The following is a 21,401-nucleotide window of genomic DNA, read 5'->3' as shown; positions in this document are numbered from 1 at the left end:
AACACCAGCGCCTGAGGTCCCGACTCACCCGGCACGGCCGCGAATCCCTCTCGTCCGAATCTGCTGGAAGGACCTCTGATACCTCGCACCGGGATCAAGGCCGCTCTCACCGACCTGCTTCTCAACGAGAACATCACCCTGGAGTAGGCCGCCGACCGCCACTTCACCGCCGACTACCGCCAGCGCACCGACGGCAGCAAGTAAGCCGACCGGCACACTTGCCACATCACGAAGAAGGACGGCACGACCGTGAGCATGGAGGTCTACGTGTTGTCTACGTGTTCGCCGACCTCGCCCCCGACGGCCGCTTCGAGCGCATCGAGTCCGGCCCAGCGCGGCGCGTGAAACGGAACACCTCGCTCGGGAGCCGTCGGTGCGCGTCGCGGGCCGGGCGGCCGCCGGGATGCGGGGCTTCACCTGTCTGCCACACCGGAAACTGACCGCCATCGCGAGCCGACGGCTGCGCAGCCGAGTGCGAACGGCCACTGGCCCGCGTAGTCCCGTCTGGTGATCACTCACCTGGTCTGTGACCGGCGGGCTCAGCGCGTGGCCTGGAGGTACTTCAGGACGGCGAGTACACGTCGGTGGTCGTCCGGGGACTGAGGCAGGTTCAGCTTCTGCAGGATCTGCCGGACATGGGCCTCGAGCGTCTTGGGACTCATCGACAGCTTTGCGGCGATGGCTGCGTTCGAACGTCCCTCGGCCATGAGCGCCAGCACCTCGAGTTCCCTCGCGGTGACGTCGGCGAGGGGGACGGGGCCGCGCGGCCGCCGCATCAGCGTGGTCACGATCGTGGGGTCGATGACGCACTCGCCCTCGACGACGCGGCGCAACGCGTCGACGAGCAGGGCGACGTCCGACACGCGCTCCTTGAGGAGGTACCCGAGGTGTTCGGGCGCGTCGCTGATCAGACGCATCGCGTAGTGCGCCTCAAGGTACTGCGACAGGACGAGCACGCCGAGGGACGGATTCATGGATCGCAGTTTGTGGGCCGCGACGAGGCCCTCGTCCGTGTACGTCGGGGGCATTTTGATGTCCACGATCACCGCGTCGGGCACGGCAGAGTTGAGTTTTTGCATCAGCGTGGCGGTGTTGTCAGCGGTGGCCACCACCTCGCAGCCGGCCTCCGCGAGCAGTCGCGCCAAGCCGTCGCGGATCAGCATCGAGTCGTCCGCGATCACGATCTGCATCGGACGCCTCCCGTTCACGATCCGCATTGGACGTCCCCCGTTCACGATCTCCATCCGACTCCGCTCCCTCGGCCGGGATCCTGGCCATGAGTAGTGTCCCGCCCGCGGCACCACCGCCGACAGTGATGCTGCCGCCCAAAGCTTCGACCCGGTCGGCGATCCCGCGCAGTCCCGAGCCCTTGGCGTCGGCACCGCCGCGGCCGTCGTCGGTCACGCGCACCACGACGTCTCCCGCCTCAGCGACGACGTCCACGCTCGCCCATGTGGCGGCCGCGTGCTTGGCGACGTTCGTCAATGCCTCGGCGCACACGAAGTAGGCGGCGGCCTCGATCGGAGGCGGCAGTCGGCCGACCTCGACCGCCACCGAGACCGGCAGCCCTGCCCGGTCGGCGAGCAGCGGCAGTGCGGCGCCGAGTCCACCGGAGGTGAGGCTCTGCGGCCTGACCCCCTGGGCGAACTGGGCGAGTTCGCCCAGGGCGGTGGCCATCTCGTCCAGTACCTCCCGCAGCACGGCGCGCAGTTCCACGCCCGCCTCGGCATCGAGGGCGGCGAGGTGGAGCCGTGCCTGGACGAGGTGGCGTTGCGCCCCTGTGGCCAACTCCGCCTCCAGCGCCCGCCGCTGGGCGTCCGCCGCCTCCACGATGCGGCGGCGCGACGCGGCGAGCTCAGCCATGCGGGCGCGGGCTTCTGCCCTCATCCGGGCGTTGGCGACGGTCAGGCGTAGCGCCGCGACTGCCCCACGAACCAGCTGCGGGTCGTCCAGTATTGCGGGGTCGTGGATCAGTACGGCGACGGGCTCCCCGTCGTCCGCGACAGTCGTCGTCACTCGCCCTGCGGCACGCTGGGCGACGTTGAGCGGCTGGCCGGTCTCGTCGAAGTACGCCTGCTGCCACGGCACCCAGTAGCCCAGTGTCAGGCCGGGATCGCCCAACGCCCTTGCCAGTTGGGCCTGGAGCCCTTCGGTGTCCGTGCGGCGACCGAGCTGCGTGACGAGGTCGGAGACGGTGGCCTCGGTCCAGCGCCCGTACAGCAGGTCCACCGTCAGCCAGATCACCACCAGGCAGACGGCCGCGTCGTAGACCAGCAGGACGGTGCGGTCCGCGCCCCACTCCAGCAGCACGTTGGCGCTGGCCAGGGCCAGCACGCCGGCGAAGACCAGTGCGGCGGCCAGTGCCGACCGCCCTGCCCGCCTTGCGGGTCCCGACGTCCGGGCGAAGACGTCGAGGGCTGCTGCGACGACGAGAGCCGACAGGCCCACGGTCAGTCCCGGCGTCCGCACGAAACCCTCGTAGATCGCGGCCGCGTAGGCGGCGAGGACCACGACCGCCGCCGGTCGCCGGTGCAGCCGCCCGACCGGATAGGACAGGTGCAGATGGATCAGCGGTCCCCGGTGGAGGAACACCAGGCCGGGAAAGGCGCTGCCCAGGAACCAGCACGCCCCGGCCATCGCCATGAGCAGGCCGACGCGGCTGTGGCGTCTGCCCGTCCAGGCCACGGCGCCCGACCCCAGGAGCACCGTACCGACCGCGGCGTCGGCCAGAGACAGCACCCGATCCGGCATGGTGTGCTCACCCCGCCAGCGCCAGGAGTGTGGTGCGCGACAGCTTGTCCTTGGGGATGAACCCGCGAGCGGCACTGTGGTCGAGCCGACCCGAATACGCCGTGGCGTCGCGGCTGGAGGTGAGGATGACCGCGGGCCGCTCCCGCCCACCTTCGGTCAGGCGCGCGCAGACCTCGAAACCGTCGAGGTCCGGCAGCATGATGTCCAGCAGCACGATCTGGGGGTCCAGCCGCGCGGCCGCGGAAACGGCCGACGCGCCGTCTGCGGCCTCCCCGACCACGTCGAAGCCCTCCGCCTCCAACAGCGCCCTGGCGAAGGTACGGAAGCCTGCGTGATCGTCCACGATCAGAAGCGTCGGCGGCACGGTTCGATGGTGACAGCATGGAGGGCGGCGGCACATCAGGGCTGTCCCCGATGTGCCGCCGCGCCCCCGTGGCGCCCGTTCAACGGGCCACCGGCGCCTTGACCCAGGGTTGCTTGGAGCCGCCGAAGGTCACGGCATAGCCTCCGCAGTCCTCCGTGCAGTCGAAATTGTCGAAGGTGAGCCGGTCGCCGTCGAGGCGGAAGGTGGCGTCGAGCGTGAACGATCCGGCGAGATGGATCCGGTCGCGGAACGTCTGGTAAGGCCACCGCTCGGTCTCGCCGACGGGGTCGGTCTTGGTGAGGATTCCGTTCTCGAAGTCCAGGGTCCAAGTGCCGTTCGGCGGACCCTCGGTCCAGGTCTCGTCCCCCGGCCAGTGCCGCCAGTCCCCGTCGGCCATCGTGCGCGTCCATCTCCCCTCGAGCGGGCTGGTCGTGGTGGACGTGCCGGGGCATGAGGCGGTGTCAGGTCCCACGCCCGTCGTGTTCTTGAGATACTCGATCTGCTCAAGCCAGTCCGCCGTGCGTGTGTCCTTGCGCAGCCTGGCGTAGACCGGCTCCAGGGCCGACTTCATGGCCTTGAGATCGGCGGAGGACGCCGACGGGATCTTCATGCCCAGCCTGCACAGGGTGGGGGCGGACTCCCGGTCCTCGGCCCGGGCGACATCCACCGCCCGTGTGACCGTCTGCTTGAGCGCCTTGGTGAGGATGGTCCGCTGCCGCGGGGAGAGCCTGTCGTGGGCCGCCTTGCCCATGACGACCACGAGGGGGCGCGGCCACAGATCGACATTGCCGGTCACGTACTTGGCATCGCGGTCGTGATGCCTGCCGACGACCGCGCCGAGCTGCATCTGAATGCCGCCGTAGGACCTCAGATCGGTGCTCGGCGGTGCCGTGACGGGAGTGGCACCCAGGGCCCGCAGGCTTTCGTCCATCAGGGCCGAATCCTGACTGACGATCTTCTTGCCTTTGAGAGCACCCGGGTTCACCAGGGGTTCGCGGGTACCCACCAGCCGCGACAGGGGGCCCGGCAACACGCCGATGCCGACGACACCGGGCGTTCGCACTCCGCCGAGCATCTTCGCCGGAATGCCGGCCTCGAACACCTTCGTCTCCAGCTCGTAGCTGTCCACCAGCATGGGTGCCAACAGTGCCTGGAAGTCCGTGACGCCGACTCGGTCGAACGCGCGGGCTCCCACCCAGGCCATGTCGGCCTTGCCCTTGCTGATGTCGTCGAGTGTCGCCAACTCCGGCCGGGCATCTCCTTCGCGCCACTGATCCCGGAACCTGATCCTGATCGTCCCCTTGGAGAGCTGGTCGACACGCTTGGCCCAGGCCACCAACTGCGGTGGCTCAATGGCTCCGCCGGGGTTGGCGAGGGTGAGCACGGTGGCCTCGGCGCCGGCGTGTCCTCCGGCCCTGTCGGTCGACGAAGCCGAGCACCCCTCCGAGACCAGCAGTATTCCCACAACTGCCGCCGCAGCGGCCCACGTTCCTCGTATGCGCCGTTTCACGGGGCACCTCCTGTCGATGCCCATGACGCTAGGGACGTTCCCGGAGCGGGACATCGGGGCGGTCCCGGCGAAACGCCACGGTCGGAATCAGGGACAGCCCTCTGCCCAAACAATGCCCGTTCCGGGACCATCGTGCCGACAGAAGAGCGATTCGCCTGCCGGAGATGTGCCGATGCCGATACGCCTGCTGCTGTTCGGGCTGGGAGTTGCTCTCAGTCTGGTCACCGTGGTGATCGCCCGGGCGGAGCGAGGCTTCTCGATGGCGCTCACGACATCGCACGGCCTGACCGCCCTGCTCGGGGCGGGCTGGGCGCTGCTGATCGGCGCTCTCGCTCTCAGCCGGAGAACTTCCGCCGGACGAACGGGACTTCTGCTGTTCCTCGCCGCATACGCCTGGTTCCTGCCGGAGTGGGACAACCCGGGGACGACCTCGGCGGTCGTGTTCTCCCTCGGTCTCGCCCTCAACGCGGCCTGCCCGGCAGTGGTGGGCCACGTGGCGCTGGCCTACCCCGGCGGCCGCCTCGGGTCATGGCCCGCCCGCGTGCTCGCGGTGGCAGGCTACGCGATCACCGTGGGCGTACAAGGCGTGGGCGCGGCCGCGTACTTCCGACCTCAAGCGCAAGGCTGCTCGGAGTGCCCGCGAAACTGGTGGTCAATCGCCGACGCCCCGGCTCGCGCACAGAGCATCGCGTCGCTGGGCGTACAGGCGGGCACGGTCTGGCTCCTGGTGCTCATCATCTTCCTCGCCTGGCGCCTGCTCACCTCAAGTCCGGCCGCACGGCGGTCCACAGGCCTGCCGACGCTGTGCGCCCTCGGCTATTTCACAGCCGTGTCCGTCTCCTACATCCGCAGCCTGGACCGCGGCTTCCTCGGCTCCGACGCCCGTGATGGCCAACTGTGGCAATTGCAGGCCGGGGCGCTGTGCCTGCTGGTGACCGCGTCGATCGTGGAGGTCGTCCGCGTTGGACTGAGACAGCGTGAGCTGACCCGGTTGGTGATCGACCTGGGTGGCACGGCCACCGCGAGCGGATTGCGCGACGCGATCGCCGAACGTCTCGGCGACCCGGACTTGCAGATCGCCTACCCGGTCGGCGTCGACAACCGCCACGTCGACGCGGCTGCCAACCCGGTCGCGCTGCCTCCGCCGAACGGCAGAACTGCCACCACGCTCCGCCGCGGTGACTCCCACATCGCCACCTTGATTCACTCTCCCGGCCTGCTGGACAGCCCGAGTGCGATGGAAGACCTCCTGTCCGGCGCTCATATGGCCCTGGAGCACGAGCGTCTCCATGCGGAAAGTCTCGCCCAACTGGCCGCCCTGCGCGCCTCGGGCGCCCGCATCGTCGCAGCCGGCGACGAGGAGCGACGGCGCCTGGAGCGCGACCTGCACGACGGCGCCCAGCAGCGCCTTGTGGGCCTGGCCTTGGGGCTGCGGCTGCTCCGCATGCGCGCGACGACTCCTGCACGCCGGCTGGACCTGGCCGAGGCGGAGCTCGAACAGGCCGTCTCCGAGCTCAGACGGCTGGCGCGCGGACTCCACCCCGTCTTGCTGAAGGAGGCCGGCCTTGCCGTCGCCCTCGAGGCACTGGGTCAAACCCGGGACCTTCATGTCGAAGTTGTCCCGCGCGTGCGCTACTCCGACGTCCTGGAATCCACGGTGTACCTGTTGGTGGCTCGGATGAGCAAGAACAGGTCGACGAGGGTGTCCGTCGACAGTCGCGAAGGACAACTGATCGCCCACGTCACGGTGACAGGCGACATGCCGGACCTCGCTGACCTGGCCGACCGGATCACCACACTCGAAGGGGTGCTTGTCTCCCGCACCGAGCATGGCGAGACGCGGGTGACCGCCCAGCTTCCACTGCGCGGTACGGGCCAAATCGCCGTCGCCGATTCATAGTCGGCCCGGCTCGTTGTCGACGGCCTTGGGCCGGTTGCGTGGGTAGGGGACTCCGCTGCGGCCGGGTTCGGGATCGGGATCAGCGGCTGATGTCCCCACGGCCGTGGCCGACCTGCTCCGCCGGATGCCGCGCACCGTGAAAGCGCAATTGCGGGACGCGCGCGACCGAATGCGGCACGGTCACCACGTCGGCCTCCAGCGCGTTCAGCTCCTGGATGACGGCGAGCACGTCCTTGCCCGGGAGCCCGAGATCCAGGAGCACGAGGTCCGGCCGGATTCCCCGGGCGGTCTCCGTGACGGCAGCGGGCCCCGAAGCGGCATCCGACACGGCGTAATCACGGTCGGCCTCCAGCAAGGCACGTTACGGCGGCTCGGCCGGCGGGATCGTCGACCACGATCAGCACGCTGCTGCCGATGGCCTCATGCTGGCGGATCCCGCGGGTAGGGGCATCAGGGCCAGCACTGAGAAGACCGGGCCTGAGACCAGTGGCTGCCCCGAAGACCCGGACCCGCCGCGCTTCCACACTGGTTGGACAGCCCATGGGACGCGGGCGCAATCGGGTGTCCACGGCCCGGCGCGCGCCCCACGGATCGGGATTCATTTTCGGGGGGTCACATGCGGGGTTTCACGGCGAGGCTGCTCGCTCCGGTACTGCTTGCGTCGGTGGTGGCAACCGGTTGCAAGGATCTGACAGGAGGGACGCGGGTTTCTGTCAAACCCGCTTTCCTGCCTGTGACGTTAACGATCGACTCGTCGGGAAACGTCAGCATCTCCGCGGACGCGAAGATCGTCACGCCGCTGGGCGAGGTATCGGTGTCGGGATTCCAGCATGAGCTGGGCAACCCCAAGCCGTACCTCGTAGCGGCCATCCGGCATCTCAAGCGGGGCGCGGTTTCCGGCCGGAGCACGGCAGTGGACCGGACCACGGGGCGGGTCCACTCCTCGTACGCGGAGTTCACGGAAGAGAGCGAGAGCCCGGTCTACTCCTTGTACAGGATCGAGGCCAAGGGCCGTCATGTCCGGCCCGCGCTGAACGGACAGCCCCTTGCCCTGGCGCAGAGCGGCACGATAGTCGTCGACGCCACGCACACGCAGCCCGGCAGGGTCACCCAGCTGCAGATCGCCGATGCCCCGGAGCAGCAGGACTCGCCTGTGCCGACCAGCACGGCGTCCTCCTGCGCCGGAACCGACGGCATCGACATCACCCTGCCCGAGGTGTCCGCGGGAGCCGATGTCACCGACACCGTCACGAAGTTGACGGCCGATTGCCTTCAGGTCCAGTACGCGACGGAGCCGATGGACGGTGCGGCGGAGGGCACTGTCTCCAGGGTCGTCATCCCGACTGACGGCTCGGCCGACCCGGTGCAGCTGCCTCCGGTCGACACGAGTGCTCCGGGGCCGGGAGACCGGGTGACGGTGAGCCGTCGATCGCCGGCCACGGTGTACGTCGCGGCGACGGCGCCTTCACCCTCGCAGACCGGCACCGACGAACCCTCCGACCAGCCTTCCGACCGGCCTTCCGACCAGCCCTCCGAGACCGCCGTGCCGGGGACCACGCCGGTGGTAGGCGCCGCGTACGCGCCCGTACGGACCAGCCGCGGCACGGCCGGGGAACAGACCAGTCACATTGAGCCGGGAGGCCAGTACCAGGCACTGTGCATGGCGCACGGCGAGACAGTGCAGGCCCACGGCTACACGAGCGACCTGTGGGCCGAGTTGCTCCTCGGCACCGGCGGCACCGGCTGGGTCACGGCCACGGCGCTCACCGGCGGCCCTGACGGTCTGTCGCTCCCCGACTGCCCGGACACCGGAACCGCGTCCGACGCTCCGCCGGCGACGTCCTCGGATGCCGTACCGACCAGTTGAAGGCTGATGACTATGGCGAAGAGAAGAGTCGGGGAAATCCGCATTGCCAAGCGGGTCGTCACCATCGGACACCAGACCTACCCCCTGGCCAACATCTCCCGGGTGCAGACCCTGCGAGTGGTCTGGCGCGGCAAGCTGGCGACGTTCTACCCGCTCCGGGAGATCGTGCTTCTTCTGCCGGCGGTAGCGGCGCTCGTTCTGGTACTGCCCCAAGTGGATCTCCGCTTCGACTACGTCGAAACGGTGCGGCGGATCGCCGACGCCGCCGCGGCCCTGATAGCGGTCCGGGTCGCGTACCTGGTGTGCGTACTGCTGTACCGGCTGCTGATCAGGCGGACTCGCTACGCGCTGCTCATCGAGACGGCGGGTACCCAGTACACCGCGCTGTCCGGTACGGATCACGGCGAGATCCACCGAATCCAGGCCGAGATCGTCGCCGCGATCGAGGATCCACCGTCCACGGAGCGGATCCTGCACGTACGCGGTGATCTCGTGATGGGCGACAAGGTCGGCAGGGACAAGAACGTGCAGAACAGGGCGGGGACGGCTCCCGCCGGTTGACAAGAGGGAAGGAACGCGGATGTCCGACTACGTCTACGGGGACAAGATCGGCAGGGACAAGAACGTCCAGAACGGCAGTAACAACAACTTCACGGTCAACAACTCACAGGGCCTCTCCGCTCCGGAACTGGACGCCGCAATCAGCGAACTACGTTCCTTCGTGGCCCAGTTGACCCGAGACGGTGTCGTAGCGGCGGACGGCAGCGTCACCGATCCGGGTGCGGTCGTCGCCGCGGTGCAGTCCCAGCCCGGCCGGCTGCAGGCAGTCGGCCGGGCAGTCGCCGGCGGTGCCGAGCAGGCCTTGCTGTCGGCGGTCCAGGGCGGCGTGGCAGCGCTGATCGCGGCTCTCGTGGGGAGGGCGTGACCGGTCGCAGTGTACGTCTTCCTTCGGGCGGCGGGCCGAGGAACCCTGGTGCCGTGGGCAGCGAACGGCAGTTGAGTAGCCGATCAGCATTTCCACAGCCTCACGCAGCAGTTGATCGGCTGATCAGCCCCTTCGTTGAGGCGTGCGGGTGGAGCACCGGCGGCGTGGACTGGGCCCAGGGCAGTACCACGGCGCGCGGCGCATCGCGGGGTTTCCCGGGGTTCTCGCGTGACCCGCCGTCCGCGTGGGAATACTCGTCCAGCACGGGCGGGAGGCCTCTCTCCGGTCCGCGGCCCGATTCCGTCGTGACGGCCGTCCGGGGCCGTGCCGACGCGGAACACGGACACAGGGGGATCACAGTGGGGAACCTTGGGCTTGCCGAGACCATCGCCGCCTTGCGGGAGGAACTGGCCGAAGCCGTCGCCGCCGGCTCGGACGAGGACTTCCGATTCGGCGTCGGCGAGGTGCAATTGGAGCTGAGTGTCGGGGTCACACGGCAGGCGACGGGTACGGGCCGCGCCAAGTTCTGGGTGCTGGAACTCGGCGGCGAGGGTCAGTACCGCAGGGAGGAGATCCAGCGGGTCCTGATCAGGCTGGAGGCGCCGACCGACCGTACGGGACAGCCGGTGCGCGTCACGCGTGACTCCCTCGCCAAGCCCTGACCCGGACACCCTGGACGACCGAGGTGACCGCCCTCATCGAGCGCGCGGTGGAAGTCCTCCGCAGACGCCGGACGGGCCCCTGGAGCGTGGGCTCCGGGTGCCTTGTCGGCGGCCGGCTGGCTCTGACCGCAGCGCACAACGTCCTTACCGACGGCTCCGTGGACGACGTGATCAGCGTACGTCGCGCGGACCGGTTCGAACTCACGGCGGAGGTCCTCGCCGCGGACCCGGCACAGGACCTCGCCGTCCTGCGGGTCGCAGACCACCCCTCCCTCACGGACATGCCCGCCGTCCGGTACGCCAGGATCGACCGCCGACGGACCGCGTTGGTCGAATGCTGGGCCATGGGCTACCCAGGCTGGAACGAGCACCCGCAGTCCGGCACCGACGGCCCCCTGCGCGACAGCTCCCAGATCAACGGAGTCATCCCACCGGGCTCCCATCTGCGGCGCGGGCTGCTGGAGTTCCGTACCCAGTCGACGCCCGAAGGGACGCCCGGCAGGAACGGCTCACAGTGGCGTGGCATGTCCGGGGCGGTGGTGTTCAGTGACGACTCCCAGCTGGGCGAGATGGCCGTGGGTGTCATCAGCGAGCACCACCTCCCCGAGGGGGCGTCCACCCTGACCGTGGTACCCCTGACGGGTTTGATCGAGCTGGGGCGTGGGACGCCGTGGTGGTGGGACCTGCAGGCGGACAATTGGGTCGCCCTGCCGCGCATCCCCGCCGGCGCCCTGCCACGCACCACCCGGCACATGAACCTGGGCCGGGCCCGCACGAACTTCACCGACCGCGAACGGGCCATCGTCAAGGCGACCGGCTTGCTCGTCGACCAGCTCGACGACAGCGCCCCGGTGGTGGTCCTCCACGGCATGGCGGGCGTCGGCAAGACCGAACTCGCGACCCAGATCGCCCACCGCCTGGCGCCCACCTTCTGGCACGCCCGCATCCGGATCGACCTCGGCGGCGAGGGCTTCGAGGTGTCGACCGAGGCGGCCATGATCGAGCTCCTGCAGGCGTTCGGACAGTCCGGCGACAGCCTTCCCGCCGACGCGCGGGCGCGGCGGCAGCACCTTCAGGACCATCTGCGAGCCGGTCCGAGTCTCCTCGTCCTCGACAACGTGGCCGACGCGGCCCGCGTCGTCCCCCTACTGCCCGCGGCACCGGGCAGCGCCGCGATCCTCACCAGCCGCTCGGCCCTGCCCTCTGTCCAAGGCGCGGACCGGGTGGAGGTCGAACCGCTGCCCGACACGGAGGCACTGCGGCTGTTCGAACGCATCGTCGGCGCCGAGCGCGTCGCCCGCGAGCGCGACGCCGCGGACACCATCGTTACGCTCTTGGGAGGGCTGCCCCTGGCCATCTGCATCACCGGAGGGAACCTCATCGCCCCCTCCCAGCGCAGACGGCCACTGAGCGAGCACGCCGGACTGCTCGCCGACGAACGGCGGCGCATCTCGCGGCTGGAGGGCCAACTGGACGGCGAGGACGCTGGAGTACGCAGCAGCTTCGAGATCAGCTACCGGGCGCTGCGCGAGGACACCCGCCGGCTGTTCCGTTATCTCGGCCTGCTCGCCGGAGCCGACTTCGTGCCCGGGCTGGCCGCGCGCTGCGCCGGCATCGGGGAGGAGGAGGCCGGACGTCTCCTCGGCGAGCTCGCCGACCGGCAGTTGGTCGAGGTGGACGGCCCCGACGGCGAGCGCTACCGGCTGCACGACCTGTTGCGCCTGTACGCCAGGGAGCACGCCGAGCGCACCGAACCGGAGGCCGAGTGGGACGAGGCCTTCCGGCGCTCCCTGGACTGGTATGCGACCCGGCTGGAAACCTGGATGAGCCGCCCGGGAGCACACGAGAACCTGCCCGCTGAGGCGATCGACTGGTTCACGGCGGAACACCTCAACGTCCAGGCCAATATCCGCCGTGCGTACGAGAGCCACGAGTGGGAGCTGCTGCTGCGCCTGGTGGCGCCGCTGTACGGGCTCCTCTTCTACCGCAGCCAGTGGGAGGAGATGGAAGCGGTCAAGGCCATGGCGGTCGAGGCGGCCCGAACGCGGCACGACGAGTCCGCCGAACTGGGGTCGCTCATCCATCTCGCCGAGGCACGGCGCATCCTGGGACGCCGCGAGGAGACGACCGGGCTGTACGAGCGCGCGCTGGAGATCGCCCGCACGCGGGGCGACGAGGGCAAGCAGGGCTGGATCCTGACCCACTTCGGTGACCTCCAGTGCGACCTGGAGCGTCCCGGCGACGCACTGCGCCGGTACGCCGAGGCCCGGGCCATCTACCGGCAGCGGGGCGACAAGGGCGCCGAGATCTGGCTCTCCGCCCACATGGCCGACGCGTACCGGCAGCTGGACCGGCCGCAGGACGCGGCACGCGTGTTGACGGATGCCCTGGAGGAGAGCCGGCGACGGGGTGACCCCGCCGAGATCGTGTGGTGCCAGTGGCATCTGGCCCTGGCGTACGACCAGATGGGCCGGTACGCCGAGGCGGAAGAGACCCTCGCGCCGGCCACCGAGTTCCACCGGCACCGCGGTGACCAGGCAGGGCTGGCGACCATGCTGACGATCCACGGAGACATCCACCTCCACGCCGGCCGGCCTGCCCTCGCCCGGGAAACGTACGGCGAGGCGCTGGAGCTGGTCCGCTCCCTCGACATCCCACGGCGGGTGGCGGAACTTGAGGCGGCCCTGGAGCGTGCCTCCGGCTGAGGCGGAGCACTGGGTGCGCATCGAGCCGTTGCTCCCGGACCGGACGCCGAGGCGGGGTGTAGTCGTGCGCTGGGCAGGAAGTACCGCGGCGGGGGAAGCTCCTGGGCCGTCAGTTCTCGATGCTCAGGGGAAGGTCGGCGGTGATGGTGGCGCCCTGGGGACCGCTGTGGATGGTGAGGCTGCCGCCGATCTCTTCGACACGCTCGTGCATGGAACGGATGCCCACACCCGGTGTCCATGCCTGCGTGCACTGACCCCCGTCTTCGACGGTCACCCGCAGGTGTGTTCCGTCCTGGATCGTCAGGGCGAGGGAAGCAGTGGTGACCGAGGCGTGGCGGGCGATGTTGGTGACCGCCTCCACCGCGACACGGTAGGCGGCGACCTCGACGGCCGCGGGGAGCGGCGGCAGTTGGGCCGGGGCGTCCACACTGACGGTGAGGGCTCGGCCGTCGGCGGCGCGCAGCGGGCCGATGCGCTGGCGGATGGCGTCGACGAGCCCGAGTTCGTCCAGGGCGCGGGGGCGCAGGCCGTAGACGATGCGGCGGATCTCGGTGATCGTGTCGCCCAGGTCGGCGCGCAGGCCACGCAGCGTCTCGACGGCACGGCCGGGGTCGATGGCGATGAGGTTGACGGCCGCGTCCGCGGTGTAGGCGATGCCGGTGAGGGCGGGGCCCAGCCCGTCGTGCAGATCGCGCCGCATACGGCGGCGCTCCTCCTCCAGCGCGGTCACCACGCGGCCGCGGGACAGCCGGAGTTGTTCACTGAGCCGGGCGGCATGCAGGGCCTGCGCGAGCGGTGCCGCCACCAGCTCGATCACCGCGCCCGCCGCGCGGGGCAGCCGCAGATGCCCCGGCGGCAGACCCACGACGAGATCGCCCACCTCCTCACCGCCCGCACGCAGGGCGGTGATCTGCGTCTGGTGCGCGTCGACGGTGCCGGCCGTGGCGATGGTCGTGTTCTCCTGGCGCAGTTCGATCCCGGGCACGCCGAGCGTGGAACGCAGGGTGTGCAGCCACAGCGGCGGCGGAGCGCCGGCGGTCAGGTCCGTGCCGAGGCGGGTGAGTGTCTCCACCGGATCGGCTGATCTGCCGAACAGCATCTCGTCCATGACCGCCTCGATGCGCAGCCGGACCGGCTGGTATCCGGCGGCGATCCCGGCCGCCAGCAGTGCCGGCACCCCCTTGCCGGGGCGCGTGCCCACCGCCATCTGCCACACCGCTGCGATGCCCTCGTACACGGAGGCACTGAGCGCCAGCATGACGATGAGGACGGCCGCGCGGCGCATCACCGCCCGAACATCGGCCCTGCGGGGCAGGACGAGCGCGACGGCGATGGCGCCAGGCAGCACGGCCGACAGCACACCGAGCACGATGACCTCGGCCAGGGGGCCCATCGGCAGGGAGTTCTCCGCCGCGAAGAGCAGCATGCCGCCGAGCGTCGTCGCGGCGCCGCCCACCACCAGCCACAGGACGCGGCGCCGGTCATCGCCGGACGTGACTTCGAAGAGCACCCAGGCTGCGGCGCACATCGTGGTCGCGGAGGCGACGGTGGTCGCGATCAATGCGGCCTCGTTGTCCAGTACCGACGCGGTCGTGCATCCGGCACCGGTGGCGACCACCGACGCCTCCGCCCAGCGCAGCAGACGCGAAGCCGGGCGCTCCTCGACGACGCGGAGGGCGGCCAGCGGCATGACGGCCGTCGACGCCAGGACGGCCAGGCCGACGGCGAGGTCGGGGAGACCCGCGGCGAGCGCGAGCGGGGCGGCGAACAGCGCCACCGCGGCCGCCCGAAGGAGCCGGGCCGCGACCGAGGCCCGCTGCCGGGGAGTGACGAGCACGGCCACCCCCGCCAGCCAGACCCCGGCCATGATGGCCCACACCACCCAGTACTGCGACGGGGAGGGCGGCGCGAACCACAGTGACGCGACCGATGCGCCGGCCGTCAGAGCCGTCCCCGCCCAGGGCAGGACGGAGCGGTACCGTGCGCTCATGAACCAGGGCCGGCGCTGTTGTTGTCGGACGTCCCGCCGCCCAGTCCCCGCTCGCGGGCGAGGAGGATGGCCTCGGCCCGGTCACTCACCCCCAACTTCGTGATGAGGGCCGAGACATGGTTCGCGACCGTCTTGCTCGCAAGCCGCAGCTCGGTCGCGACACGGGCGTTGCCGTAGCCGCGCGCGATCCGGTCGAGGACCTCGCGCTCGCGCGCGGTCAACTCGGGGAAGGGGTTGGCCGGGTGGGGCGTGGGATCCAGATGCCCGACCAAGCGGGGTCCGACGCTGCGCCCCATGACGAACTGGCCGGCCGCGACCGACCGGATGGTGGTGAGGATCTCGTCCTGCTGCGCCCCTTTGAGGAGATAGCCACGGGCGCCGGCGCGCAGCGCGGACACCACCGTCTCGTCGTCCTCGTACATGGTCACCACCAGCACCGCGACGTCGGGCAGCAGCGAGGCCAGCCGGCGAGTCGCCTCCACTCCGTCCATCGTCGGCATCTGGATGTCCATCACCACGACATCGGGACGGTTCAACTGAGCTTCGCGCAGCGCCTCTTCGCCGGTGGCCGCCTCCGCGACCACCTCGACTCCGTCCAGTGAGCCGAGCAGCGCGCTCATCCCGCGCCGTACGACGGGATGGTCGTCGGCGATGAGCACCCGGACGGGGCGGGTCGTGGAGGTCATGTCCCGATGATGGCCGACATCGCTTCCCGGCGTAGGAGTTCGTCGCCCGGGACGTAGGGGAAATCCTCCCGGCGCACCGGGAGCAACGACCGATGCGTGGCACAGGGCCGCTGACGCATGCTCACTGCAGCGGGTCGCCGCAGGGCGCGCCGCCAATTCCCGGACAGAGGAACAGAGATGAGCGAGAACAACGGGACGGATGTTGTCCCCCTCACCCGCAAGAACAAGGTGGGTCTCGTCCTCGCGGGCCTTCTGGGCCTGCTCGACACGACCAATTTCTTCAGCATCCCGGCCCAGGAACCGGACACCCCGGGCCCGCCGACGGCGATTCTTGTCGCCGACGGAGTCCTCGGCGTCATCACGGTGATCGCGGTCGTCTACACCTGGCGCACGCTCAACCGCGCCGGCTCCCGCGTCGTGGCGGGCTCTCGGATCCTGTCGGTGATCACCGCCCTCCCGGCACTGTTCGTGGGCGGCGTTCCCGCCTGGGTCGTGCTGGTGGTGGCGGTGTTCACGATCCTGAGCGTCGTCGTCATCGCGCTCGTTCTCACTCGCCCGGCCCCTGAGGCCGCGGTGCGCTGACCGATCCGAAGCAGGTTGTGCATCGGGGTGTCCATCGGGTGTCCATCGGGGGCCCACCATTCGAACACGCTGAATCTCGGGGGAGTTTCATGGCTCGTCGAATATTTTCGGTACCCGTACGTCGCATCACGACCATCTGGCTGGCGCTGGCTCTCGGCCTGGGACTGATGGCGGAGGGGTGCGTGGCCGCCAGGGCGGTCCCCGTCGCCGCAGAGGCCGTGGGATACGCCGCACGGACGGATTTCATGAGGGGAGCGCTCGCCTACGGAGAACGAACCCTGGCCCGTTCCACCCTGGCCAAGGGCGGGGAGTACAGCGGCAGCAGGGCCGGTCTGTACGGCGGAAGCCTGAAGACGTCCAGCTGCAACGTCCGACGGCTCCTGTCCTTCCTGCGGAATCCGGCCAACCGCAAGAAGGCCGAGGCCTGGGCCCAGATCCTGGGACTGGACCCCAGCAGTATCGGGCACTACCTGCTCCACGAAGTGACACCGGTACTGCTGGGCAACGACACACTGGTCCGTAACCACGGCTACGAGAAGGGGAAGGCCACCGCCTACGACTCGGTTCTGCAGGGCGGCATGGCCGTGCTCGTCGACATCCACGGCGTACCGGCCGTGAAATGCAACTGCGGCAATCCGTTGACATCCGCGTCGACCGACATTCATGCGCAGATCAAGGTCGAATTCAAGGGCGGGAAGTGGGACTTCAAGAAGAAGCGGGTCGTGAAGGTGACGGCCAGCAAGGAGCCGCGCAAGGCCCTCGTGCTGGCGGACGTGCACAACCCGGACAAGGACATCCAACGTCCGGTGGGTGCCGACGGCGCGGAAGAGGACCAACCGGTCAAGGGCACCGACCCCGACACTGTCACCGTGCCCGACCTTGCCGGGCAGCCGGAGGACGAAGCACGCGCACAACTGGAGTCACTCGGGCTGCAGGCCGTCACTGAAAGCGTCCCCGACTCCGGACAGGAACAGGGCACCGTCATCTCGACCGAACCGGGCGCGAACAGCTCGGTCAGCCCCGACTCGACGATCACGCTCAAGGTCGCGGGACCGGATACGGCGACATCGAGCGGCACCGACGACACCACTGCGGACCCGGACGGTTCACCCACGGACGGTTCGACCTCGGCCAGTGACGGTGGGGTTGGCGACGACGGTGGGGTTGGCGACGACGGTGGGGTCGGTGACGACGGTGGGGTCGGCGACGGTGGGACAGGCACTCCCGTGCCCGGAGACACCGACTCCGCGAACATCTTCGGTGGTACGGACGACACGGCCTGAGCTCCGCGTTCGACGGAACCACTTCGGCACAGCCCGCCCCTGGTCACCACGTCCAGGGGCGGGCTGCTGGGCGTTAGATGCAGTAGGGCTCTGGCCTCGGTTCCGTGAATGGGGAGGTCGGCGATGGGAGGACGCCATCCACCCCTGGCGTTCGTACCGTCGCGCTTACTGTGCTCGGGAACGTGGGGACACGGGCGGGCTGTTTTGCGGTGATCGTCGGTTCGCCGGGTTCATGCCTGGAACTCGGTGAGGTCGATGGTGTGAACGCACAGCGGGTAGCCGTACACCGGGTGGGCCGTTTCCCGCTCGGGCACCATGCCGAGCTTGCGGATGACGTTCTCGGAGGCGTTGTCACCCACCCGGTTGATGCTGATGACGCGGTCCAGGCCGCGGTCCTGGAGCGCGAACTCCAGTGTGGCGTGGGCGGCTTCGGACGCGTATCCCTGGCCCCAGAACTGTGAGCCGATGCGCCAGCTGATCGCCACGGCGGGCAGCACCTCCGGCAGGAACTCGGGCACGGACAGTCCTGTGAAGCCGATCAGTTCGCCCGAGGCCAGCAGCTCGACGGCGAACAGTCCGAAGCCTTCCTCGTCCCAATCCTCCTCCCACCGCTCGATGTCCTGGGCCGTGTGGTCCAGGTCGCGCACCGAGCCGTCATCGATCCAGCGCATGACCCGCGGGTCGGCGTTGATGTCAGCCATCGGCGCGAGGTCGTCGTCGTGCCAGGTACGGAGGAGGAGGCGGGGTGTGCGGATCTCGGTCATGCGCCCATCCTGCCGAAGACAGGGGCTTCATCCGTAATCCGACGCTCGCCCTCGCTACGGCTGCGGAACCGCAAGGCGTCAAGCCGCCTGCACCGCACACCGCGACGGGTGACACATCGGGCGGACGGTCGGGCGGTCGGTCGGGCGGTCGGTCGGGTGCATGACGTGTCACTTCGGCAGCGCGGTCGAGGGGTGAGACCGATTCGGCGGCAGCCTGCCGCAGCGCCGAGATCATTCACGGATTAGCGGGCAGAGCCGTCTTCATGGCTACGTCCGCGATTTCGTGACGGCCCTGGCCGGGGCACACTGTGGCGTGGACATGAGCAGCCAATTGTCAGCCGAGCGGTCACCTTTGCCTCCCAGGCCGATCTTCCCTGACACGGCTGCAGCGCGACGACGCGGTCCAGTCGACGCCGTCGATGCCCAGTGGCAGCACCTTGTCCTGAAGTGGCGGTGGATGCGCGAGGTGCACGCGATCCGCATGCCAGGCCGGGCCTACCCGGACATGCTGCACCTCATTGTGGCAGCCGGCGCGGCACCCCGACTTCGGCGCCTGTACCCGTTCACGAGCCACTTCACCTTGTGCTTCAGCAGTGGCACCAGCTACCCATGGGCCGTGCAGGGCGGCTCCATCGAAGCCCTGCCCACCGGGGGATTCAAGGTCTACCGGCACCACCCCTTCGCCATGGTCGACGAGGCTTGCACTGCCGAGGAGGCAGTGGCGCTGGCCGTCGGCCTACTGCCGTCCGGGGTTGGTCCGGTCATCACCGGCTCCATTGGCGAATGCGCGTGATCATTCACGAAACCGTAGCCGAGCTGAGTCAAAGATCCCCATTCACCGTCGTCGCTTCAGCCCGGCCGGCGACCCTTCGAGACGAGACGAGACGAGACGCGGACGTGCTGACTCAGCCCAGCACCACTGCCGCCCACCCGGCACCGACTCGTTCGGCACCGCCTCCGGAATGGCGGCCACGACCGCCAGGTAGCCCGCGGCCAACGCGTGCACCCGGCCACGTCCTGCCGGTCAGGCACCGCCGTGTGCGGCCCGACCGTCCGCGTCGGGCAAGCGCATCCAAGACGGGTCGTACGTGGCGAGAGTGACCCCGGTGGATGGAGCGGCGGAAGTTCCCGGCAGACTCTGCGTGTTGCAGCCCATAACGAAGAGGATGAACGCATGATCACGCTCACCAAGGAAGACGGCCCGGCGGATCTGGACGGAGTGACCCATCTGTCGATCGGCGTGTCCTGGGATCCGACGGGCGGCGCCAGCGGCGGAGTCATGGGCGTGCTCCGTCGCAAGGCAGGCACTGACCTGGACCTGATCGCCATTGCCATGCAGGGTTCGGACCCGGTGCGCCTGGCCGGCCTGGACTCTCTGGACCCCATGGGCAACGGCTCACTTGTGCACAGTGGCGACAACCAGACCGGCCGAGGGGACGGGGACGACGAGACGGTGACCGTGGCGTTCGCGCGCATCCCGCCCAACGTCACCTCGATCGTGTTCGTCGCTGCCGCCTTCAAGAAGGGCAGCTCCTTCCAGAAGGCGCGCAACATCAGCTTCAAGGTCTATGACGCGACCGGCGGAAGCTCTCAGCAGGTCGCCGACATCTGGCCCAGCCTGCTCACCCAGGACAACGGCTGCGCCGTAGCCAAGGCCATGCGAGTCGGCGAATCCTGGAAGCTCGAAGTGATCAACGTGACGGGGAAGATCAAGCAGGGCGACGAGCACGCCCTGATGCGTTTCGCGATCAGCAAGTAGTGCGTGCGTGTGCTGTCCGTCCCCCGTGGCCGAGGGACACGGGGGACGGACCAGGTGTCCGAACAGCACAACTCAGCGGATCTGGTGAAGTTGTGGGCAACGACAAGCGCACCGTCACCGAACCCGTCACCGAGTGCATCGGAGGCACTGCCCAGTGCGCGTTCATGCCTGAGGCCGACTGCTCGTGCGCCTACTCCGCGCCCGCCCGGCAGGCCGACGAGGGGTACATCAACGGCACCCGCGCCACCATCGACCGGGAGCGGCCGCTGAAGAACACGGCCCGCACTATTAGCGACTTGCCGTCCCCCGCTGGGGAGCGGGACCCCGGCAAGACGATGTGGTGCGAGTTCGTTGCTCGACGGGGTGCCGGGCGTTTGGGCGGCAAGTCAATCAATCCGTAAGACTTCCGAAAGATTTGCGCGAGGATGCCGAAGTTCGACGGCGCTTGCGTAAGAACTTCGTAAGGCCGCAAATTCAGTTGAGGTCGTCCCGTGTCCGGTAGCGTCCCGAATGAACCGGCGGCACCGAACGAAAGAAGCCGCACTTCGACGCAACGGAATACGAAGGGATTTGACCGTGCAGAGAGCTGGATTAGCGAAAAGGGCATGGGCGGTAGTAGGTGCGACTATCGCCGTATCGTTCGGCGGGATTCTCACGGCCCCCGACTCCCAAGCCGACGACGCCACGCCCATGACCGTCACACCGGCCCAGACCGCCACCCCGACCGCGCCCGGTCAGAGTGGCGTCCCGAACACCACCCAGACCTTCGACGGGGACTACGTCGTGGTGGACGGTGCGAGCATGTTCCTTGCAACTGCTTCAACGCCAGGGAAATCAATGTCGCCAGCCGCCAGTACCGTGACTGCGGAGTCGAACGCGCCGCGCTCAGCATAACGGGCCGCGTAATCACCGAGTACGACAGGGAACATCTCTTCCTCGGCAATGACTTCAACGTCCGAGGCGGCACCATCAACCTGGCGGGTGGCGTCTACGAGGGCAACCGCTTCGTGGCGAACACCATCATCATTCAGGGCGACGCGCTCTTCGTGGGCCGCAATACGTTCGAAGGCCAGGTGTTCGTCAAGGACCCCGACCAGATCGCCGGGGAAATCTACCGAGTCGGCGATCTCACGGCCACGCACGAGAGCCAGGTGACGTCCCGGGTCCGGGATCTGGTGCGTTGCACCAATACGCTTCTCGAACCCCAGGCGTTCGGCCGTCTCGACAACGCAGGCGAGTTCGCGAACCCCTCCACGGACGGGCAGGTCCGTATCCACAACCTGATCGCTGCCGGCGGCGTGAACGACGAGGTCGGGCGTTGCGCCCATCTGCTCGGCGAGGACGAGTTCGCGCACTTCAGCGCCATTGCCACGGTGGACGGCCCGCGGAACGCCATGGTGACCGACGGCATCACGCACGCCGAACTCGAGCTCTTCCGAGACGAGTTGACGGAGTGCAGTGCACAGATGGACGCCGCCTCGACGCACGGTCCGGGCGCGGCGCTCGCGGCCCTGCTCGACTGCGGAGAGTCGAAGACGGTGCAGGGCAAGCCGGAGGCCTCGCCCCGCTGATGCCCGCCCGACGGCTGCTCAGACAGTGAGGGTGCGACATCCGCATCGCCATCGAAGTGCACGACTGCGGCGCCGGGAGCCT

The 21,401-nt window shown here is 69.2% G+C and carries 20 protein-coding genes and 1 pseudogene; 13 read left to right on the top strand and 8 right to left on the bottom strand.

What is annotated here, in order from left to right; all coding sequences use genetic code 11:
- Nucleotides 1–78 precede the first annotated feature (78 nt).
- Nucleotides 79–323 (top strand): annotated as a pseudogene (locus IPZ69_RS33420) (nuclear transport factor 2 family protein); the annotation flags it as partial.
- Nucleotides 324–539: 216 nt separating this feature from the next.
- On the opposite strand, the gene IPZ69_RS33415 reads toward IPZ69_RS33420, so the two are convergent.
- The 4 genes from IPZ69_RS33415 to IPZ69_RS33400 all read right to left on the bottom strand — a co-directional run bounded on the left by IPZ69_RS33415 (nucleotide 540) and on the right by IPZ69_RS33400 (nucleotide 4,625).
- Nucleotides 540–1,190: a response regulator transcription factor gene (locus IPZ69_RS33415; protein ID WP_235458419.1), complete on the bottom strand. Its 651-nt coding sequence runs from the start codon at nucleotides 1,188–1,190 to the stop codon at nucleotides 540–542.
- On the bottom strand, nucleotides 1,096–2,751 hold the full coding sequence (locus tag IPZ69_RS33410; RefSeq protein WP_235458418.1) for a sensor histidine kinase: 1,656 nt from the start codon (nucleotides 2,749–2,751) through the stop codon (nucleotides 1,096–1,098). Before IPZ69_RS33410 ends, IPZ69_RS33415 begins: the two co-directional genes overlap by 95 nt.
- A 7-nt stretch (nucleotides 2,752–2,758) precedes the next feature.
- The gene (locus IPZ69_RS33405) at nucleotides 2,759–3,094 is read right to left on the bottom strand and encodes a response regulator (RefSeq protein WP_235458417.1); all 336 of its coding nucleotides are present in this window, start codon (nucleotides 3,092–3,094) and stop codon (nucleotides 2,759–2,761) included.
- Nucleotides 3,095–3,194: 100 nt separating this feature from the next.
- Nucleotides 3,195–4,625, bottom strand: a complete 1,431-nt coding sequence (locus tag IPZ69_RS33400) for a TRAP transporter substrate-binding protein (RefSeq protein WP_235458416.1) — start codon at nucleotides 4,623–4,625, stop codon at nucleotides 3,195–3,197.
- A 226-nt stretch (nucleotides 4,626–4,851) separates the two neighbouring features.
- Between IPZ69_RS33400 and IPZ69_RS47545 the strand changes: the two genes are divergently transcribed.
- On the top strand, nucleotides 4,852–6,525 hold the full coding sequence (locus IPZ69_RS47545) for a sensor histidine kinase (protein ID WP_235458415.1): 1,674 nt from the start codon (nucleotides 4,852–4,854) through the stop codon (nucleotides 6,523–6,525).
- A 79-nt stretch (nucleotides 6,526–6,604) separates the two neighbouring features.
- Here the strand turns inward: IPZ69_RS47545 and IPZ69_RS33390 are convergent, their stop codons facing one another.
- Entirely contained in the window at nucleotides 6,605–6,880 is a 276-nt protein-coding gene (locus IPZ69_RS33390; RefSeq protein WP_235458414.1) for a hypothetical protein, read from the bottom strand.
- Nucleotides 6,881–7,258: 378 nt separating this feature from the next.
- Between IPZ69_RS33390 and IPZ69_RS33385 the strand changes: the two genes are divergently transcribed.
- The 5 genes from IPZ69_RS33385 (at nucleotide 7,259) to IPZ69_RS33365 (ending at nucleotide 12,684) form a co-directional block, all read left to right on the top strand.
- Nucleotides 7,259–8,392, top strand: a complete 1,134-nt coding sequence (locus IPZ69_RS33385) for a hypothetical protein (protein ID WP_235458413.1) — start codon at nucleotides 7,259–7,261, stop codon at nucleotides 8,390–8,392.
- Between the two features lie 12 nt (nucleotides 8,393–8,404).
- A complete protein-coding gene (locus IPZ69_RS33380) occupies nucleotides 8,405–8,953 on the top strand; it encodes a DUF6232 family protein (RefSeq protein WP_235458412.1) in 549 nt (182 codons plus the stop codon).
- Between the two features lie 19 nt (nucleotides 8,954–8,972).
- Nucleotides 8,973–9,317: a hypothetical protein gene (locus tag IPZ69_RS33375; RefSeq protein ID WP_235458411.1), complete on the top strand. Its 345-nt coding sequence runs from the start codon at nucleotides 8,973–8,975 to the stop codon at nucleotides 9,315–9,317.
- Between the two features lie 359 nt (nucleotides 9,318–9,676).
- Nucleotides 9,677–9,979: a trypco2 family protein gene (locus tag IPZ69_RS47540; RefSeq protein ID WP_235458410.1), complete on the top strand. Its 303-nt coding sequence runs from the start codon at nucleotides 9,677–9,679 to the stop codon at nucleotides 9,977–9,979.
- Between the two features lie 23 nt (nucleotides 9,980–10,002).
- Nucleotides 10,003–12,684, top strand: coding sequence for a tetratricopeptide repeat protein (locus IPZ69_RS33365; protein ID WP_235458409.1), 2,682 nt, complete (start codon nucleotides 10,003–10,005; stop codon nucleotides 12,682–12,684).
- A 109-nt stretch (nucleotides 12,685–12,793) separates the two neighbouring features.
- On the opposite strand, the gene IPZ69_RS33360 is transcribed toward IPZ69_RS33365, so the two are convergent.
- Nucleotides 12,794–14,674 carry a histidine kinase gene (locus IPZ69_RS33360; RefSeq protein WP_235458408.1) on the bottom strand — a complete coding sequence of 627 codons (1,881 nt, stop codon included), beginning with the start codon at nucleotides 14,672–14,674 and terminating at the stop codon, nucleotides 12,794–12,796.
- The gene (locus IPZ69_RS33355; RefSeq protein WP_235458407.1) at nucleotides 14,671–15,360 is read right to left on the bottom strand and encodes a response regulator transcription factor; all 690 of its coding nucleotides are present in this window, start codon (nucleotides 15,358–15,360) and stop codon (nucleotides 14,671–14,673) included. The genes IPZ69_RS33360 and IPZ69_RS33355 overlap by 4 nt, the downstream gene beginning before the upstream one ends.
- A gap of 177 nt (nucleotides 15,361–15,537) precedes the next feature.
- Here IPZ69_RS33355 and IPZ69_RS33350 point away from each other — a divergent pair, with 177 nt between their 5' ends.
- Both IPZ69_RS33350 and IPZ69_RS33345 read left to right on the top strand, forming a co-directional pair.
- Nucleotides 15,538–15,942, top strand: coding sequence for a hypothetical protein (locus tag IPZ69_RS33350; protein WP_235458406.1), 405 nt, complete (start codon nucleotides 15,538–15,540; stop codon nucleotides 15,940–15,942).
- An 89-nt stretch (nucleotides 15,943–16,031) separates the two neighbouring features.
- The gene (locus tag IPZ69_RS33345) at nucleotides 16,032–17,225 is read left to right on the top strand and encodes a PASTA domain-containing protein (protein ID WP_235458405.1); all 1,194 of its coding nucleotides are present in this window, start codon (nucleotides 16,032–16,034) and stop codon (nucleotides 17,223–17,225) included.
- Between the two features lie 230 nt (nucleotides 17,226–17,455).
- Here IPZ69_RS33345 and IPZ69_RS33340 read toward each other — a convergent pair whose 3' ends face one another.
- Complete coding sequence (locus IPZ69_RS33340) at nucleotides 17,456–17,989, bottom strand: GNAT family N-acetyltransferase (protein WP_235458404.1); 534 nt, start codon at nucleotides 17,987–17,989, stop codon at nucleotides 17,456–17,458.
- A gap of 319 nt (nucleotides 17,990–18,308) precedes the next feature.
- On the opposite strand from IPZ69_RS33340, the gene IPZ69_RS33335 reads away from it, so the two are divergent.
- From IPZ69_RS33335 to IPZ69_RS33320, 4 genes are all read left to right on the top strand, one after another.
- Nucleotides 18,309–18,782 carry a DUF6193 family natural product biosynthesis protein gene (locus tag IPZ69_RS33335; RefSeq protein ID WP_268835357.1) on the top strand — a complete coding sequence of 158 codons (474 nt, stop codon included), beginning with the start codon at nucleotides 18,309–18,311 and terminating at the stop codon, nucleotides 18,780–18,782.
- Between the two features lie 381 nt (nucleotides 18,783–19,163).
- Nucleotides 19,164–19,748, top strand: coding sequence for a TerD family protein (locus tag IPZ69_RS33330; RefSeq protein ID WP_235458402.1), 585 nt, complete (start codon nucleotides 19,164–19,166; stop codon nucleotides 19,746–19,748).
- 92 nt (nucleotides 19,749–19,840) lie between these two features.
- Nucleotides 19,841–20,149: a hypothetical protein gene (locus IPZ69_RS33325; RefSeq protein WP_235458401.1), complete on the top strand. Its 309-nt coding sequence runs from the start codon at nucleotides 19,841–19,843 to the stop codon at nucleotides 20,147–20,149.
- A gap of 606 nt (nucleotides 20,150–20,755) precedes the next feature.
- On the top strand, nucleotides 20,756–21,319 hold the full coding sequence (locus tag IPZ69_RS33320) for a hypothetical protein (RefSeq protein ID WP_235458400.1): 564 nt from the start codon (nucleotides 20,756–20,758) through the stop codon (nucleotides 21,317–21,319).
- The last annotated feature ends 82 nt before the right edge of the window (nucleotides 21,320–21,401 follow it).

It is taken from the genome of Streptomyces olivochromogenes, from assembly GCF_021538895.1.
Lineage (GTDB): Bacteria > Actinomycetota > Actinomycetes > Streptomycetales > Streptomycetaceae > Streptomyces > Streptomyces olivochromogenes_A.
The sequence above is the reverse complement of the archived record's forward strand: the minus strand, read 5'-3'. Positions and strand labels throughout refer to the sequence as shown.

Bases quoted from the DNA above. Each gene is read 5' to 3' on its own strand.
- IPZ69_RS33350 (WP_235458406.1), top strand. From the start codon at position 15,538: ATGAGCGAGAACAACGGGACGGATGTTGTCCCCCTCACCCGCAAGAAC.
- IPZ69_RS33415 (WP_235458419.1), bottom strand. From the start codon at position 1,190: ATGCAGATCGTGATCGCGGACGACTCGATGCTGATCCGCGACGGCTTG.
- IPZ69_RS33380 (WP_235458412.1), top strand. From the start codon at position 8,405: ATGGCGAAGAGAAGAGTCGGGGAAATCCGCATTGCCAAGCGGGTCGTC.
- IPZ69_RS33335 (WP_268835357.1), top strand. From the start codon at position 18,309: ATGAGCAGCCAATTGTCAGCCGAGCGGTCACCTTTGCCTCCCAGGCCG.
- IPZ69_RS33375 (WP_235458411.1), top strand. From the start codon at position 8,973: ATGTCCGACTACGTCTACGGGGACAAGATCGGCAGGGACAAGAACGTC.
- IPZ69_RS33360 (WP_235458408.1), bottom strand. From the start codon at position 14,674: ATGAGCGCACGGTACCGCTCCGTCCTGCCCTGGGCGGGGACGGCTCTG.
- IPZ69_RS33345 (WP_235458405.1), top strand. From the start codon at position 16,032: ATGGCTCGTCGAATATTTTCGGTACCCGTACGTCGCATCACGACCATC.
- IPZ69_RS33340 (WP_235458404.1), bottom strand. From the start codon at position 17,989: ATGACCGAGATCCGCACACCCCGCCTCCTCCTCCGTACCTGGCACGAC.
- IPZ69_RS33410 (WP_235458418.1), bottom strand. From the start codon at position 2,751: ATGCCGGATCGGGTGCTGTCTCTGGCCGACGCCGCGGTCGGTACGGTG.
- IPZ69_RS33355 (WP_235458407.1), bottom strand. From the start codon at position 15,360: ATGACCTCCACGACCCGCCCCGTCCGGGTGCTCATCGCCGACGACCAT.
- IPZ69_RS33330 (WP_235458402.1), top strand. From the start codon at position 19,164: ATGATCACGCTCACCAAGGAAGACGGCCCGGCGGATCTGGACGGAGTG.